The sequence below is a fragment of the Dactylosporangium sp. NPDC050688 genome (assembly GCF_040654515.1).
In the GTDB taxonomy this organism is placed as follows: Bacteria; Actinomycetota; Actinomycetes; order Mycobacteriales; family Micromonosporaceae; genus Dactylosporangium.
Genome location: NZ_JBFAIC010000017.1, coordinates 1 through 14,546, shown reverse-complemented (window position 1 = coordinate 14,546; position 14,546 = coordinate 1). Strand labels below are relative to the sequence as shown.

General features: G+C 71.4%; 14 protein-coding genes. 12 read left to right on the top strand and 2 right to left on the bottom strand.

Going from position 1 to position 14,546, the window contains the following annotated elements:
• Positions 1–56 precede the first annotated feature (56 nt).
• From AB0H83_RS18505 to nadC, 9 genes are all read left to right on the top strand, one after another.
• On the top strand, positions 57–1,007 hold the full coding sequence (locus AB0H83_RS18505; protein WP_360094815.1) for a DUF2520 domain-containing protein: 951 nt from the start codon (positions 57–59) through the stop codon (positions 1,005–1,007).
• 40 nt (positions 1,008–1,047) lie between these two features.
• Positions 1,048–1,860, top strand: coding sequence for a pantoate--beta-alanine ligase (gene panC / locus AB0H83_RS18500; protein WP_360094812.1), 813 nt, complete (start codon positions 1,048–1,050; stop codon positions 1,858–1,860).
• Positions 1,857–2,279 carry an aspartate 1-decarboxylase gene (gene panD, locus AB0H83_RS18495; protein WP_360094809.1) on the top strand — a complete coding sequence of 141 codons (423 nt, stop codon included), beginning with the start codon at positions 1,857–1,859 and terminating at the stop codon, positions 2,277–2,279. The genes panC and panD overlap by 4 nt, the downstream gene beginning before the upstream one ends.
• Positions 2,280–2,297: 18 nt before the next feature.
• Positions 2,298–3,215, top strand: coding sequence for a septum formation family protein (locus AB0H83_RS18490; protein WP_360094806.1), 918 nt, complete (start codon positions 2,298–2,300; stop codon positions 3,213–3,215).
• 96 nt (positions 3,216–3,311) lie between these two features.
• Positions 3,312–4,223, top strand: coding sequence for a septum formation family protein (locus AB0H83_RS18485; protein WP_360094803.1), 912 nt, complete (start codon positions 3,312–3,314; stop codon positions 4,221–4,223).
• Positions 4,224–4,271: 48 nt separating this feature from the next.
• Complete coding sequence (locus AB0H83_RS18480; protein WP_360094800.1) at positions 4,272–5,162, top strand: septum formation family protein; 891 nt, start codon at positions 4,272–4,274, stop codon at positions 5,160–5,162.
• A 41-nt stretch (positions 5,163–5,203) separates the two neighbouring features.
• The gene (locus tag AB0H83_RS18475) at positions 5,204–6,049 is read left to right on the top strand and encodes a septum formation family protein (RefSeq protein ID WP_360094797.1); all 846 of its coding nucleotides are present in this window, start codon (positions 5,204–5,206) and stop codon (positions 6,047–6,049) included.
• A 31-nt stretch (positions 6,050–6,080) separates the two neighbouring features.
• A complete protein-coding gene (locus AB0H83_RS18470) occupies positions 6,081–7,721 on the top strand; it encodes an L-aspartate oxidase (RefSeq protein ID WP_360094794.1) in 1,641 nt (546 codons plus the stop codon).
• Positions 7,718–8,599, top strand: coding sequence for a carboxylating nicotinate-nucleotide diphosphorylase (nadC, locus tag AB0H83_RS18465; protein ID WP_360094790.1), 882 nt, complete (start codon positions 7,718–7,720; stop codon positions 8,597–8,599). Before AB0H83_RS18470 ends, nadC begins: the two co-directional genes overlap by 4 nt.
• A gap of 16 nt (positions 8,600–8,615) precedes the next feature.
• Here nadC and AB0H83_RS18460 read toward each other — a convergent pair whose 3' ends face one another.
• A complete protein-coding gene (locus tag AB0H83_RS18460) occupies positions 8,616–10,493 on the bottom strand; it encodes a hypothetical protein (RefSeq protein ID WP_360094787.1) in 1,878 nt (625 codons plus the stop codon).
• 68 nt (positions 10,494–10,561) lie between these two features.
• Between AB0H83_RS18460 and AB0H83_RS18455 the strand changes: the two genes are divergently transcribed.
• Positions 10,562–11,326 carry a type III pantothenate kinase gene (locus AB0H83_RS18455; RefSeq protein ID WP_360094784.1) on the top strand — a complete coding sequence of 255 codons (765 nt, stop codon included), beginning with the start codon at positions 10,562–10,564 and terminating at the stop codon, positions 11,324–11,326.
• On the opposite strand, the gene AB0H83_RS18450 is transcribed toward AB0H83_RS18455, so the two are convergent.
• Entirely contained in the window at positions 11,323–12,027 is a 705-nt protein-coding gene (locus AB0H83_RS18450; RefSeq protein WP_360094781.1) for a class I SAM-dependent methyltransferase, read from the bottom strand. The two genes, AB0H83_RS18455 and AB0H83_RS18450, sit on opposite strands and share 4 nt — an antisense overlap.
• Positions 12,028–12,152: 125 nt before the next feature.
• Here AB0H83_RS18450 and lysS point away from each other — a divergent pair, with 125 nt between their 5' ends.
• Positions 12,153–13,607: a lysine--tRNA ligase gene (lysS, locus tag AB0H83_RS18445; RefSeq protein ID WP_360095159.1), complete on the top strand. Its 1,455-nt coding sequence runs from the start codon at positions 12,153–12,155 to the stop codon at positions 13,605–13,607.
• A 90-nt stretch (positions 13,608–13,697) separates the two neighbouring features.
• Positions 13,698–14,054: an Lsr2 family protein gene (locus AB0H83_RS18440; RefSeq protein ID WP_033363218.1), complete on the top strand. Its 357-nt coding sequence runs from the start codon at positions 13,698–13,700 to the stop codon at positions 14,052–14,054.
• The last annotated feature ends 492 nt before the right edge of the window (positions 14,055–14,546 follow it).

Below are 14,546 nucleotides of genomic sequence, written 5' to 3'. Positions count from 1 at the left end.
GCGGCGCATACTCGTGATCGACCGGTACCCCACTGTCGAGGACTGGATCCTTCACCATGCAAAGCGCCCTGAACAGGCAAAACATCGGCATCATCGGTGCCGGGCGGGTCGGTGCGGTGCTCGGCGCCGCGCTCGTGGCCGCCGGTCACCGGGTGATCGCCGCGGTGGGCGTGTCCACCGACTCCAAGGTCCGCGCGGAGCAGTTGCTCCCCGGCGTCGCGCTCCTCCCCGCCGACCAGGTCGCCGCCTCCGCGGATCTGGTACTGCTGGCAGTCCCCGACGACGTGCTCGCCGGGCTGGTCAGCGGGCTGGTCGAGACCGGTGCCCTGCGCCCGGGGCAGATCGTCGCGCACACCTCGGGCGCCCACGGCCTCGCCGTCCTCGCGCCCGCCATCGCCGCCGGCGCGCGGCCGCTCGCCCTGCACCCGGCGATGACGTTCACCGGCACCGCCGTGGACCTGCAGCGGCTCGCCGAGGGGGTCTCGTTCGGCGTCACCGCCCCGGAAGGCCTCCACGACCTCGCCGCCGCCCTCGTCGCCGACCTCGGTGGGCAGGTCGAGTGGATCGCCGAGGAGCGCCGGCCGCTGTACCACGCGGCCCTGGCACACGGTGCCAACCACCTCGCCACCCTGGTCAACGAGGCCCTCGACCGGCTGCGCGACGCCGGTGTCCGGCACCCGGAGCAGGTGCTCGCCCCGCTGCTCGGCGCGGCGCTGGACAACTCGCTGCGCCTCGGCGACGCCGCCATCACCGGCCCGGTGTCCCGCGGCGACGTCGGCACGGTCGCCAAGCACCTCCAGGCCCTGGAGTCGGTCGCGCCGGAGTCGGTGCCGCCGTACCTGGCGCTCGCCCGGCGCACCGCCGACCGGGTCATCGCCGCCGGCCGGCTGCGCCCCATGGACGCCGAGCCGCTGCTCGATGTGCTGGGCACCACCCGCCCACAGCCGGTGGTCGCCGTGCAGCGCAGCACCCGCCGCCGCCCGAAGGGCACCGGAGGCAAGGCATGAGCGCCGCCCGCTGTCGGGCGAAACCCGCCGGAGGCAAGGCGTGAACGTCGTCGAGACCCGCGAGCAGCTCGCTGCCGCCCGCGCCGCGGCGCGGGGCACCGTGGGCGTGGTCATGACCATGGGGGCCCTGCACGAGGGGCACGCCGCGCTGCTGCGTACCGCACGCGCAGAAGCAGACACAGTGCTGCTCACGATCTTCGTGAACCCGCTGCAGTTCGCGCCGGGCGAGGACTTCGACCGCTACCCGCGCACCCTGGAGGCGGACCTCGCGGTGGCCCGCGAGGCGGGCGTGGACCTCGCGTTCACGCCGACGCCGCAGGTCATGTACCCGCAGGGCCCGCCCGCCGTGCGGGTCGACCCGGGGCCCGCCGCCGACCAGCTCGAAGGCGCCAGCCGGCCCGGGTTCTTCCACGGCGTGCTGACGGTGGTCAACAAGCTGTTCCAGCTGACCCGCCCGGACGTCGCGTACTTCGGCGAGAAGGACTACCAGCAGCTCGGCATGATCCGGGCCATGGTCCGCGACTTCGACCTGCCGATCGACGTGCGGGGCGTGCCGACCGTGCGCGAGCCCGACGGTCTCGCCCTGTCCAGCCGCAACCGCTACCTCGACCCGGCGGAGCGGCAGGCGGCGCTGGTGCTGTCCAGGGCGCTGCGCAAGGCCGCGCAGGCGCCCGACCCGGTCGCGGCCGGCCTCGCCGAGTTCGCCACCGAACCCCAGGTCAAGCTCGACTACTTCGTGCTCACCGACCCCATGCTCGGGCCGGCCCCGGCGCGCGGCCCGGCGCGGCTGCTGACGGCCGCCTGGGTCGGCGGCACCCGGCTCATCGACAACATCGAGGTCCAGCTCCCGTGATCCGCACCATGCTCAAGTCCAAGATCCACCGCGCCACGGTCACTCAGGCCGACCTGCACTACGTCGGATCGGTCACGGTCGACGAGGACCTCATGGACGCCGCCGACCTGCTCGCCGGCGAGCAGGTCGCGATCGTCGACGTCACCAACGGCGCGCGCCTGGAGACCTACGTGATCGCCGGCCCGCGCGGCAGCGGCGTCATCGGCATCAACGGCGCCGCCGCGCACCTGGTGCACCCCGGCGACCTGGTCATCCTCATCTCGTACGCGCAGCTGGACGATGCGACGGCCAGGACGTACCAGCCGCGGATCGTGCACGTCGACGACGCGAACCGAATCATCGAGCTCGGTCACGATCCGGCGGACGCCATACCGGGTATGGTGGGCGAGCCCGTGAGGGGAGACCTGCTCCGGGCATAAGGCCTTGGGGGAGGTGCGGTGCGGCGCTCGGTCGTGCTGGTCGTCGCGGCGGTGACGCTGCTCGGCGGCTGCACGCGGCCCGCACCGGCCGGCGCCGACGGCGACCTGGTCAACGGCTGGCCGATGCTGCCCACCGCGGCGCTGGTCGATCCGGTCGCCCCCGCCTGCTACGCGCTGCCCGGCGGCACCGCGAGCGCCGACGTGACCAGCTGGCCGGCGCCGGTGCCCTGCACCAACCCGCACGAGACCGAGCTGATCTCCGTGGGGAGGTTCACCGGCGCCGATGCCGAGCGCGCCACGCCGCCGGTCGCGGGCACGCAGGCCTTGCGCGGGGCGTACACCCGCTGCGCCGACGACGCGAAGACCCTGCTGGGCGCGGACTGGCGCACCGGCAGGGTGTCGCTGAGCGTGGATGTGCCGAGCCCGGTGCTGTGGGACGCCGGTGCCCGCTGGTTCCGCTGCGACCTGCAGGCGCTGCAGGACATCGACCGGTTCAGCGTCGCCACCCGCACCGGCTCGCTGCGCGGTGTGCTGCGCCCCGACGGCGGGGAGCTGCGCATCGGCTGTGTGAAGGTCACCACGAAGCCCGGCGGCGCCACCGGCGCCATCGACCGGATCTTCCCGGCGTCGTGCACGGCACCGCACGAGGGCGAGTTCGCCGGGCTCCACGAGCCGCCGGACGGCGAGTACCCGGCCGACGCCGACGCCCGGGTGAACGCGAACCTGGCCGGCTGCCGGCCGGTCGTGGCCGCGTACGTCGCCGTCCCCGACGACGCGAACTTCCGCTCCCGCACGGGTCTGGTCACCATGCCCTACGACAAGACGGCGTGGGAGCTGGGCAACCGCGGGGTCCGCTGTTTCGTGTGGCCGCCGAAGCCGGTCTCGGCCTCATTGCACGGTGCGGGTACAAAAGGGTTACCGATAACAGTGGCGTAGATGTGTCCTAGATCCAGCAGTTGGGTCGGGTTGCCAACCACATTGATCATTGGCACACTGCACCCGCGCTGAGTGCGCCGGGGGAGGGGTTGGAACATGGTGCGTTTTCGACGGCTCGTGACGGCGGTGGCGCCACTCGCCGCTGTTGTGATGCTGGCCGGATGCACGACGCCCGCGGGCGTCGACAAGAACCTTGTCGACGAGTGGGCCATGCTGGCCGCGCCCAAGGTCCCGTCGCCGCCGGTCGGGGCGTGCTACGACAGCACCGTGCCGTATTTCGAGACGGACACCCTCACGATCTTCTCCTTCACGGCCGTGGCCAACTGCACGACCGCGCACATCAGCGAGACCTTCTACGTCGGCGAGCTGAACGGCCCCGCGGCCAACGGGTCGTCGCCGCCGAAGGGCGCGGACCTCAAGGACGCGTGGACCAAGTGCAACACCGAGGCGCAGACCTTCCTCGGCGGTGACTACCACGACGGCCGCCTCGAGCTGATCGTGCTGCCGCCGTCCACCACGCAGTGGGCCGGCGGCGGGCGGTACTTCCGCTGCGACCTCGCCGAGGTGCAGAGCGACGCCGGCAAGCCGGTCAGCCGCACCAGCAGCCTCAAGGGCGGCCTCACCGGCGACAAGCCGATCGCGCTGACCTGCGCGCAGGAGATCTACGAGGCCGACGGCAAGACGTGGGAGGACTACGAGCCGACCGCGTGCACGGCCACCCACAACATGGAGTACGTCGGCACCTACATGTCCGGCGACCGGGCGTTCCCGAAGAACGCCGACGAGCGCCGCGCCGCGATGCGCACCGGCTGCGAGGCGCTCGGCGCGAAGTTCCTCGGCATGACCCAGTCGACCTTGGACAACCACCAGGAGGTCGGCATCGGCTTCTGGATGGTCGACGAGGAGAACTGGCTGCGCGGCAACCGCACGGCCCGCTGCTACGCGATGCTCTACGACAAGAAGAGCACCGTCCGGTCGCTGAAGGGCCTCGGCAACGGAAAGATCTGATCCCTTCGCGGGGTGGCGCCAGTGTCGTGAGGTGGGAGTGGGCTCGGGATGAAGCGGTGGACCGTCGGGCTGTCCGTGACGGCGGTGCTGCTGGCCGCCGGCTGCGGCAAGCCGGCCGGCACGGACGGCGACCTCGTCAACGGCTGGAGCGCCCTGGCCGCGCCGGCCGTGCCGAAGCCCTCCGCCGGTGAGTGCTGGACCTTCAAGGGTGCCGCCGACAAGCTCGTCGTCGGACCCGAGCTGGTCGAGGTCGAGTGCACCGCGTCGCACTCCAGCGAGACCGTCCACGTCGGCGAGTTCTCCGGCGCGCTCGCGCAGCAGACCTCGGTCCCGGCCGGCGCCGAGCTCATCGACGCGTTCGCCGCCTGCCAGACCCAGGCCAACGACTTCCTCGGCGGCGACTGGCACGACGGCCGGCTGGTGCTGCGGGTGCTGCCGCCGTCGGAGAAGCAGTGGAAGGGCGCGGCGCACTACTACCGGTGCGACCTGGTCGAGGTCTCCGACGACACCAACACGATCGCGCCCCGCACGACCAGTCTGAAGGACACGCTGCGCGGCAACCGGCCCATCGAGATCGGCTGCGTCAAGGTCGAGACCGACAGCGGTGGCGGCATCGAGGACTTCGTGCCGGCCAAGTGTGAAACTCTGCACAACGGCGAATACGCCGGCACGTTCTACTCGCCCGACGCGCGGCCCTACCCGAGCGACTCGGGCGCCCGCCGCGCGCTGCTGCAGCCGGGCTGCAAGACGATCGTGGCGCGGTACCTCGGCCTCACTGAGGCGCAGTTCACCGAGAACAAACAGTTCTCCTTCGCCTGGTCGACCGCGAGCCCGACCCGGTGGTCCTACGGCGACCGCACCGCCCGCTGCTACCTGATGCTGGAGGGCAACCTGTCGGTGAGCCGGTCGCTGCGCGGGAACGGCAACGCGCCGATCTGAGGTGGTGACGTTACCGGCGGGTAATGGCACACTCCTTCCTCATGAAACGGGTCCTGCTGATCGTCGTCGTGCTCGCCCTTGCCGGCGGCGGCGCCTACTGGCTGCTGCGCGACACGTCCAGGAAGATCCCGCACACCCCACCGGCCGCCGCGCCGCAGGTCGGCTCCTGCTGGACGGTCGACGTGGCCGGCGCGAAGGCCGCCTTCCCGTGGGCCGGCGGGCCCGTCGACTGCGCCGGCGCGCACACCGTCGAGGTGTTCCACGTCGGCCAGGCCGGCGAGGACCTGCTGCACCGCCTCGACCAGGCCAAGGGCGAGAACGTCAAGATCGCCCAGAACCTCCTGTACGCCCAGGCCCGCCGCGCCTGCGTCGTGGAGGGCACCGCGTTCCTCGGCGGCAACTGGCACGAGTCGAAGGTCCAGATCCTCGCGTCGTGGATCGCCCCGGCCACCGACGGCTTCTTCGGCTGCGCGGTCGCCGCGGTCACCGGCCCGGCCGCCGACGAGTTCACCAGCCGCGAGGGCAGCCTGGCCAAGGCCGGGCCGGCGCTGCCGATCGGGTGCATCGCGTCGCTCAAGTACGTCGACTGCACCGCGCCGCACGACGGCGAGTACACCGGCAGCTACTCGATCGCGCCGATGGACGCCCCGTTCGACGAGACCGCGGTGCGCAACGCGTCGGCGAAGGGCTGCGTGGGCGTAGGGCTGCGGTACCTGGGGCTCGCCGAGACCGCCGACCGCGCCGACCTGTCCGCCGCCGCCGTCGGCCCGAAGACCGCCTCGGACTGGCTGGGCAGCGACCAGACCTTCGCCTGTTACCTGATGAGCTCCCGGCCGCTGAAGGCGTCGGTGGCGAAGCTCGGCACCGGCCCCCTGCCGCTCGCGTGATTCTTGGCACGGCGCGCGATGCCGTCCTGTGATGTTGACTGGAGTGATGGAGCTGCCCGTACTGCCGCGCCGTCTCGCCGGGCCCCAGCCGGGGTGGGCCGAGCCGACCGACGTCGTCGTGATCGGTTCCGGCGTCGCCGGGCTGACCGCCGCCCTGCACCTGCGCGAGGCCGGACTGCACGTCACCGTCGTCACGAAGGTCAACATCGATGACGGCTCGACCCGCTGGGCCCAGGGCGGCATCGCCGCGGTCCTCGACCCGCTCGACACGCCGGAGGCACACGCGCAGGACACGCTGGTCGCCGGCGTCGGCCTGTGCGACGCGACCGCCGTCGACGTCCTGGTCCGCGAGGGCCCGACCCGCGTCCGCGAGCTGATCCGCTGGGGTGCGGAGTTCGACCGCAACAACGACGGCTCGCTCATGCTGACCCGCGAGGGCGGCCACCACGCCAACCGGATCATCCACGCCGGGGGCGACGCGACCGGCGCGGAGGTGCAGCGGGCCCTGCACGCCGCCGTGCACCGCGACCCGTGGATCCGGCTCATCGAGCACGCCCTGGTCCTCGACCTGCTCACCGACGCCACCGGCCGGGCCTGCGGGGTCACCCTGCATGTCCTCGGCGAGGGCGCGGAGGACGGCGTCGGCGCGGTCCTCGCCCGCGCGGTCGTGCTGGCCACCGGCGGCATGGGCCAGATCTACTCCGCCACCACCAACCCGGTCGTCTCCACCGGCGACGGCGTCGCGCTCGCCCTGCGCGCCGGCGCGGCCGTCACCGACATCGAGTTCGTCCAGTTCCACCCGACCGCGCTCGCGCTCAACAACCGCGACTCGCAGCAGCCACTGGTCAGCGAGGCGCTGCGCGGCGAGGGCGCCTACCTGCGCGACGGCGACGGCAACCGGTTCATGCTCGGCCGGCACGAGCTCGCCGAGCTCGCCCCCCGCGACGTGGTCGCCAAGGGCATCTACCGGGTCATGCGCGCCGAAGGCACCCAGAATGTCTGGCTCGACGCCCGCCACCTCGGCCGCGAGTTCCTCGAGGGGCGCTTCCCGACGATCGTCGCCTCCTGCCGGGCGGCCGGCGTCGACCCGGCCGCGGACCTCATCCCGGTGTCCCCGGCCGCGCACTACGCCTCCGGCGGGGTCCGCACCGACCTGCACGGCCGCACGTCGATCGCGGGTCTCTATGCCTGTGGTGAGGTCGCGTGTACCGGTGTGCACGGCGCCAACCGGCTCGCCTCCAACTCGCTGCTGGAGGGGCTCGTCTTCTCCCGCCGCATCGCCGAGGACATCGCCCGGGACCTGCCCGCCCAGACCGACCCGGTGACCGTCGACCTGCCGTCGTGGTCCGCCGACCCCGCGCTGCGTGCCCCGCTGCAGGCCGCCATGTCGGCGCACGCGTCGGTGCTGCGCAGCGCCGAGTCGCTCGACCAGGCCGCGCAGGCGCTCACCAAGCTCGCCCTGGACCGTGCCGCCCCCGGCCTCGCCAGCTGGGAGGCGACCAACCTGCTCACCGTCGCCGGTGCCCTGGTCGGGGCCGCCGACCTGCGCCAGGAGACCCGCGGCTGCCACTGGCGGGAGGACTTCCCCGACGCCAGCGACGTGTTCCGCGGCCACTTCCTGGCCGGCCTGTCCGGCACCGGCGCCCTGACCGAAACCTGGGAGGATGCGTGACCCCGGAAACAGAGGCGTCGTTGCGGAAGGTCGGGCTGGATCCCGTCGCCGTCGCCGAGATCGTCGAGCGCACCCTGACCGAGGACCTCGGCCCGGACCGGCTCGACGTGACCAGCGTGGCGACCATCCCGGCCACCCAGACCGACGCCGCCGAGCTGGTCGCCCGCGCCGAGGGCGTGGTCGCCGGCCTGGCCGTCGCCGCGGCCGTGTTCGAGGCCGTCTCACCCGCCGTCGAGGTGGCGATCCACGCCGTGGACGGCTCGACCGTCGTGCGCGGCACGGTCCTCGCCACCGTCACCGGCCCGACCCGCGACCTGCTGACCGCCGAGCGGTCCGCGCTCAACCTGCTGTGCCGCATGTCCGGCGTCGCCACGCACACCCGCCAGTGGGCCGACCTGCTCGACGGCACCCACGCCCTGGTCCTGGACACCCGCAAGACCACGCCTGGCCTGCGCATCCTGGAGAAGTACGCGGTCCGCGCCGGCGGCGGCACCAACAAGCGCATGGGTCTGTACGACGTCGCCATGATCAAGGACAACCACAAGCTGGCGGCGGGTGGCATCACGGCCGCGTACGAGCGGGTCCGCGCCGCGTTCCCCGACGTGCCGGTCCAGGTCGAGGTCACCACGGTCGGCGAGGCCGTCGAGGCGGTCACCGCCGGGGCGACGTTCCTGCTGCTGGACAACATGCCGCCGGACCTGCTGCGCGAGGTGGTGGCCGCGGTGGGCGGGCGCGCCGAGCTGGAGGCCACGGGCGGGCTGACGCTGGCCACGGCCGCGCAGTACGCGGCCACCGGCGTCGACTACCTGTCGGTCGGCGGCCTCACGCACTCCTCGCCGATCCTGGACATCGCCATGGACCTGCGCACCACCCACTGACCCGGCCGCCGCGCGGCTACGGGGGGAACGCGACGGCCACGATCTCGCTGTACCGCTGCACCTGCCACGTCGACGGGACGGCGCGGGTGCAGCGGTCGACGGCGGCCGCGCAGACGATCGCCTGCACCGATGAGATCGGGGCCGCCGGGGCGGTCGGGATCACCGACTCGACCGCGACCAGCTCCACGTCCGGCAGCGAGATCTGCAGCGGGTACTCCCACAGGTCGCCGTCCATGACCAGGCCGACCCGCCGCACGCCGCTGGCGCGGATGTCGTCGATCGCGCGCTGGTAGGGCACGGCCTGCTCGGGCAGCCGGACGAAGCGCTCCTGCCAGTCCGACAGGGCGAACACCGAGTTCTGGCCGACGAGGCGGCGTGGCTGGCCGTACGCGACGGCAACCCCACCGGACGCGAAGGCCGCGGCCAGCACGACGACCATGGCGATCGCGCCGGTGCGGTAGGACCTGAGGCGGTCGGCCCAGTAGCCGGCGAGCGGGGCGCCGACCGCGAAGGCGGGCAGGATCAGCCGGTTGCCCCAGTACTGCCACTTGACCACGGCCGCGGTCAGGATGAACGCGCCCAGCACCATGACCGCGTACGCCCTGACCAGCGCCGGCAGGCGGCGCCAGACCAGCGTGGCGGCGAGGGCGGCCAGGATCACCGCGGCCGTCACCGGGTACGGCGAGCGGTCCTCGTCGGGCTTCCAGCGCGTACCGGGGAAGACGCTGCGCCACTGGGTGATCTTCGGTTCGTTCGGGTCGACGTTGACCAGGTGCGCGATGCCGATCACGGCGTCGCCGACGACGTCGTTGACCGCGGGGATCGGCGTGGTGAGCGTGGAAGCGGCCAGCCGTAGGCCGTTGACCAGGACCGCGGGCGGGTCCTTGCGCTCGGTGGACAGGGCGGCGCTGTAGCCGGGCGGGCCGAGGGGTGAGCCGAACGCGTCATTGACCCGTAGCAGCGCCGGTCCGGCGAGCACGGCCATGCCGGCGAGGACGGCGGCGCCCGCGCCGACGGTGCGCAGCAGGCGGCGCTGCCGGAGCTGGCAGATGCCCCAGAAGAGGAGGACCGGGGCGAGCGCCATGAGGCCGGTCGACTTGGTCACCGCGGTGAGGCCGGCGACGGCGGCGAGGGACAGCACGTCAGCGGCGGTCGCGAGGCGGCGGGCGCCGTCGAGGGCGAGGGTGGCGGCGCAGATCACCCAGGCGGTGACGACCAGGTCGTTCTGGGTGCTGGTGGACTCCAGGGCGACCGCAGGTGCGGCGAAGAACACGGCGGCGGCCACCAGCTGGCCGGTGCGGCCGGCGCCGAGCTGCGCGGCGCAGCGGGAGATCGCCAGGGCGGCGAGCAGGGTCGCGCCCCACTGCAGCAGGTTGAACAGGGAGTCGTCGCCGGTGAGCAGCCGGGCCTGCAGCAACAGGTACTCCGCGCCCGGGACCAGGATGATCTGCTGGTTCTGGACCGTCGGGTACGGGTCGAGGTCCCCGTCGGCGATCCAGTGCTCGACCTTGGTCAGGTGGTAGTGGTTCGAGTCGTAGTTGTTCGGCGACGAGGCCAGGGCGAGCACCAGCTCGGCGAGGGCGAGCAGGCCGATCGCGCCGAGCAGCACCTTGTCCCAGTTCGTCAGGGCGGGGCGCGACGGCAGCCGCAGGTTGCGCCGGGCGAAGAACGCCGACACGCCCGCGAACAGCAGCCAGTACACGATCACCGGCCAGGTCGTGATCCACCCGGCGAGGGACAGCAGCTCCACGAAGACGACCGTGACCCCGGCCACCAGCGCCGCCGCCCGGATGACCGCCTGGCGGACGTCCAGGCTGCCAGGACGCAGTGCGAACACGGTGAACACGAGCGCGGCCAAGGGCAGCAGCGCGAGCAGCGTTCGTGCCGTCGGCATCATGGGAACCGGATCGTAGATGACAAGGCTCACCCCGGCGCTGGCGGGCCTTTCGTTAGGCTCACCAAGTGCTGCTGTGCATCGACATCGGAAACACCAACACGGTGCTCGCCACGTTCGAGGGCGAGAAGCTGGTCCACTCGTGGCGGATCAAGACCGACTCGCGGGCCACCGCGGACGAGCTCGGCCTGCTCTACCGGGGCCTGCTCGCCACCGACGCCGTGTCGCTGACCGGCATCGCGGCCTGCTCGACCGTGCCGGCGGCGCTGCGCTCGCTGCGGACCATGCTGCAGCGGTACTACCCCGGCGTGCCGACGGTGATCGTCGAGCCGGGCGTGCGCACCGGCGTACAGCTGGCGATCGACAACCCCAAAGAGGTCGGGACCGACCGGGTGGCCAACACGCTGGCCGCCTTCACCCTGTTCGGCGGCCCCTCGATCGTCGTGGACTTCGGCACGTCCACCAACTTCGACGTCGTGTCGGCGCGCGGGGAGTTCCTCGGTGGCGTGCTCGCGCCCGGCATCGAGATCTCCGTCGACGCGCTCGCCTCCCGCGCCGCCCAGCTGCGCAAGGTGGAGCTGGTCAAGCCGCCGCGGGTGATCGGCAAGAACACGGTCGAGTGCCTGCAGTCCGGCGTGGTCTACGGCTTCGCCGGGCAGGTCGACGGGATCGTGCGTGGCGTGTCCGCGGAGCTGGGTGGCACGGTGAAGGCGGTCGTCGCGACCGGCGGCCTGGCCTCGATCGTGATCGGCGAGTGCGCCACGGTGACGCACCACGAGCCGATGCTCACCCTGATCGGGCTGCGACTGATCTTCGACCGCAACAAGAGTTAGCGTTTTTCGCCGGTGTACGCGTAGGTCACGTACGGCAGTTCGAACTCCTCGCCGAGCTGGTCGAGCAGCTCCCGCAGCTGCCGCTCCAGCAGCTCGCGGGCCTCGGGGCCGGCGACGAGGTAGTAGGAGCGGGACCTGACCAGCTCCATGAACGACGCGGTCGTGTGTGTGGTGCTCCACTCGAAGGTCTTGAGCGTCACCGGGCCGAAGCGGGGGCCGAAGTCCTTGACGGCGGTCTCGTCGAACGCGTCGCGCTCCCGGGCGCCGTCGAACAGGGTGGAGGCCTTCGCGACCCACGGGACGCGCTCGTCGCGGATGTTCCAGATCGGCACGAACCGGCCGCCGGGGCGCAGCACGCGAGCGATCTCGGCGTGCGCGGGCTCGCCGTAGAACCAGTGGTAGGCCTGGCCGGCGGTGACGACATCGACGCTGGCGTCCGGTAGAGGGATGTGGGTGGCGTCACCCTTGCGGGCGTCACCGACGATCTTGGCGCGCATCTTGTCGTCGGGCTCGACGGCGACCACGTGGTGGCCGAGGTCGGCGAGCTGGCGGGTCAGGATCCCAGTGCCTGCCCCCAGGTCGCAGATGTCCGACTTTTCGGGTATGGCCCAGTCGAGCGCCTCGCGCGGGTAGCGGGGGCGGATCCGGTCGTACAGGTCCGCCGCGGCGCCGAACGAGGAAGCGTGCGCTGCGAAATCCACGTCGCCAAAAGTACCGAACGTGCTGTTGAGTAGGCTCGTCGTAATTCGTGGAATTCTCGTAGAGGGATTGTGCCGTCGTGAAGGACCAGCCAGCCGTTGACCAGGAACTCGATCTCCCCGAGCAGATGAAGATCCGCCGGGAGAAGCGTGCCCGGCTGCTGGACGAGGGCAAGCAGCCCTACCCGGTCGGATTCGAGCGGACCGCGACGATCGCGCAGGTCCGGGCCCAGTACGGCGACCTGCCGACCGACACCGCCACCGGCGAGCGCGCGGCCGTGGCCGGACGGGTGATCTTCATCCGCAACACGGGCAAGCTGGCGTTCGCCACGCTGCGCGCCGGCGACGGCAGCGAGCTGCAGGCCATGCTGTCGCTGGACAAGGTCGGCGCGGAGGCCCTGGAGGAGTGGAAGCGCCTGGTCGACCTGGGTGACCACGTCGGCGTGCGCGGCGAGGTGATCACCAGCCGACGCGGCGAGCTGTCCATTCTCGCCGACGAGTGGCAGATGACCGCCAAGGCGCTGCGCCCGCTGCCGGTCGCGCACAAGCCGATGAGCGAGGAGTCGCGGGTCCGCCAGCGGTATGTCGACCTGGTGGTGCGCCCGCAGGCCCGGGAAACGGTGCGCACGAGGGCCGCCGTGGTGCGCAGTCTCCGTGACACGCTGCACGGTCTTGATTACCTTGAAGTTGAAACGCCCATGTTGCAGTTGCTGCATGGCGGTGCGGCCGCCCGGCCATTCGTCACGCATAGCAATGCGCTCGACACGGATTTGTATCTCCGGATCGCTCCCGAGCTATTTCTGAAGCGGTGTGTCGTCGGCGGCATCGAGCGGGTCTTCGAGATCAACCGGAACTTCCGGAATGAGGGCATCGACTCCTCGCACTCTCCGGAGTTCGCGATGCTGGAGGCATACCAGGCGTATGCCGACTACAACGACATGGCCGACCTTACCCGGCGGCTGGTGCAGGACGCGGCCGTTGCGCTGACCGGAACGCACGTGGTCCGTTATGCCGACGGCACCGAGTTCGACCTGGGCGGCGACTGGCGCCGCGTGACGCTTTACGGGGTGCTTTCCGAGGCGCTGGGCGAGGACGTGACGGTCGAAACGCCGCACGCCCGCCTGGGCGAGCTGGCCGCGAAGCACGACGTCTCCGTCGACCCGAAGTGGGGCCCCGGAAAGCTCGCCGAGGAGCTCTTCGAGGCGCTGGTCGTGCCGGGGCTGGTCGCGCCGACGTTCGTCTTCGACTACCCGGAGGAGACCTCGCCGCTGACCAGGGCGCACCGGGTGACCCCGGGCCTGACGGAGAAGTGGGATCTGTACGTGCAGGGCTTCGAGCTCGGCACCGCGTACTCCGAACTGGTCGACCCGGTTGTGCAACGCGAACGTCTGGTCGCGCAGTCGCTACTGGCCGCGAAGGGCGATCCGGACGCCATGCAACTGGACGAAGACTATCTGCGCGCGATGGAGTACGGAATGCCACCCATGGGCGGCATGGGGATGGGAATCGATCGCCTTCTCATGGCTCTCACCGGGCTCGGCATTCGGGAAACGATCCTCTTTCCGCTGGTGCGGCCGGAGTAGTTTCGGCGTACCGTTGACGAGGTAGTCCCTGATTGCGTTATCTTTGCATTCGCACAACGCGGGGCGGACTTCCTCGAAGGGAATACGACAGTGGCCAAGCGGACCATCCACGTGCTGGTCGACGACATCGACGGCGGGGACGCCGACGAGACCGTGAAGTTCGCGCTGGACGGCGTTCAGTATGAGATCGACCTGTCGAAGAAGAACGCGACGAAGCTGCGTGACGCGTTCGGGCCGTTCCTCGGTGCGGCCACGAAGGTCGGTCGGGGCGGCGTCGTGGTCGGAGGACGTGCCGCCAGTGCCCGTGGTCGCGGTGGAGCCGCCGCCGATCGCGAGCAGAACAAGGCGATTCGGGAATGGGCTCAGAACAAGGGAATCAAGGTCTCCGACCGGGGTCGCATCAAGCAGGAAATCGTGGACCGCTACAACGCCGAAGCGGGCCGTTAGCGATCGTTGACCGTTTTCGTCCTGAGCGGTCGTTTTGGGGTTCTTCAACAGCGCGCACCCACCGTAGCCGAACGGCAACGGTGGGTGACTTGCGTCCGGCGTCGATTTCGCTCTTGGCGTACGGGTGCGCCCGCCGGAACAAGGCGGCGGATGCTCGCGTTGGGCAAAAGCACCGGGTACGAGCGTTCCCGGAGGGTATGCAACTACCACACGACGCATGCGACATGGTCCGATGGTGGGGTGCGGCAACGGCGCACACCCGCAATGTGTCGGCTCACGGCGATAGAGTGATGGCACGGTCACGTTGGCGTCCGACAGAGCTTCGGCGTGGCGACTCCCTGAGGGGGGTTCCGCGGCAGGGGCGGCGGCGACGGACACGGCACGTGAAGGAGCAGGGATGTTCGAGCGGTTCACCGACCGAGCACGACGGGTTGTCGTCCTGGCGCAGGAAGAAGCCCGGATGCTCAACCACAACTACATCGGCACCGAGCA

Bases quoted from the DNA above. Each gene is read 5' to 3' on its own strand.
- AB0H83_RS18470 (WP_360094794.1), top strand. From the start codon at position 6,081: ATGTTGACTGGAGTGATGGAGCTGCCCGTACTGCCGCGCCGTCTCGCC.
- AB0H83_RS18480 (WP_360094800.1), top strand. From the start codon at position 4,272: ATGAAGCGGTGGACCGTCGGGCTGTCCGTGACGGCGGTGCTGCTGGCC.
- lysS (WP_360095159.1), top strand. From the start codon at position 12,153: ATGAAGATCCGCCGGGAGAAGCGTGCCCGGCTGCTGGACGAGGGCAAG.
- AB0H83_RS18475 (WP_360094797.1), top strand. From the start codon at position 5,204: ATGAAACGGGTCCTGCTGATCGTCGTCGTGCTCGCCCTTGCCGGCGGC.
- AB0H83_RS18460 (WP_360094787.1), bottom strand. From the start codon at position 10,493: ATGCCGACGGCACGAACGCTGCTCGCGCTGCTGCCCTTGGCCGCGCTC.
- AB0H83_RS18485 (WP_360094803.1), top strand. From the start codon at position 3,312: ATGGTGCGTTTTCGACGGCTCGTGACGGCGGTGGCGCCACTCGCCGCT.
- AB0H83_RS18505 (WP_360094815.1), top strand. From the start codon at position 57: ATGCAAAGCGCCCTGAACAGGCAAAACATCGGCATCATCGGTGCCGGG.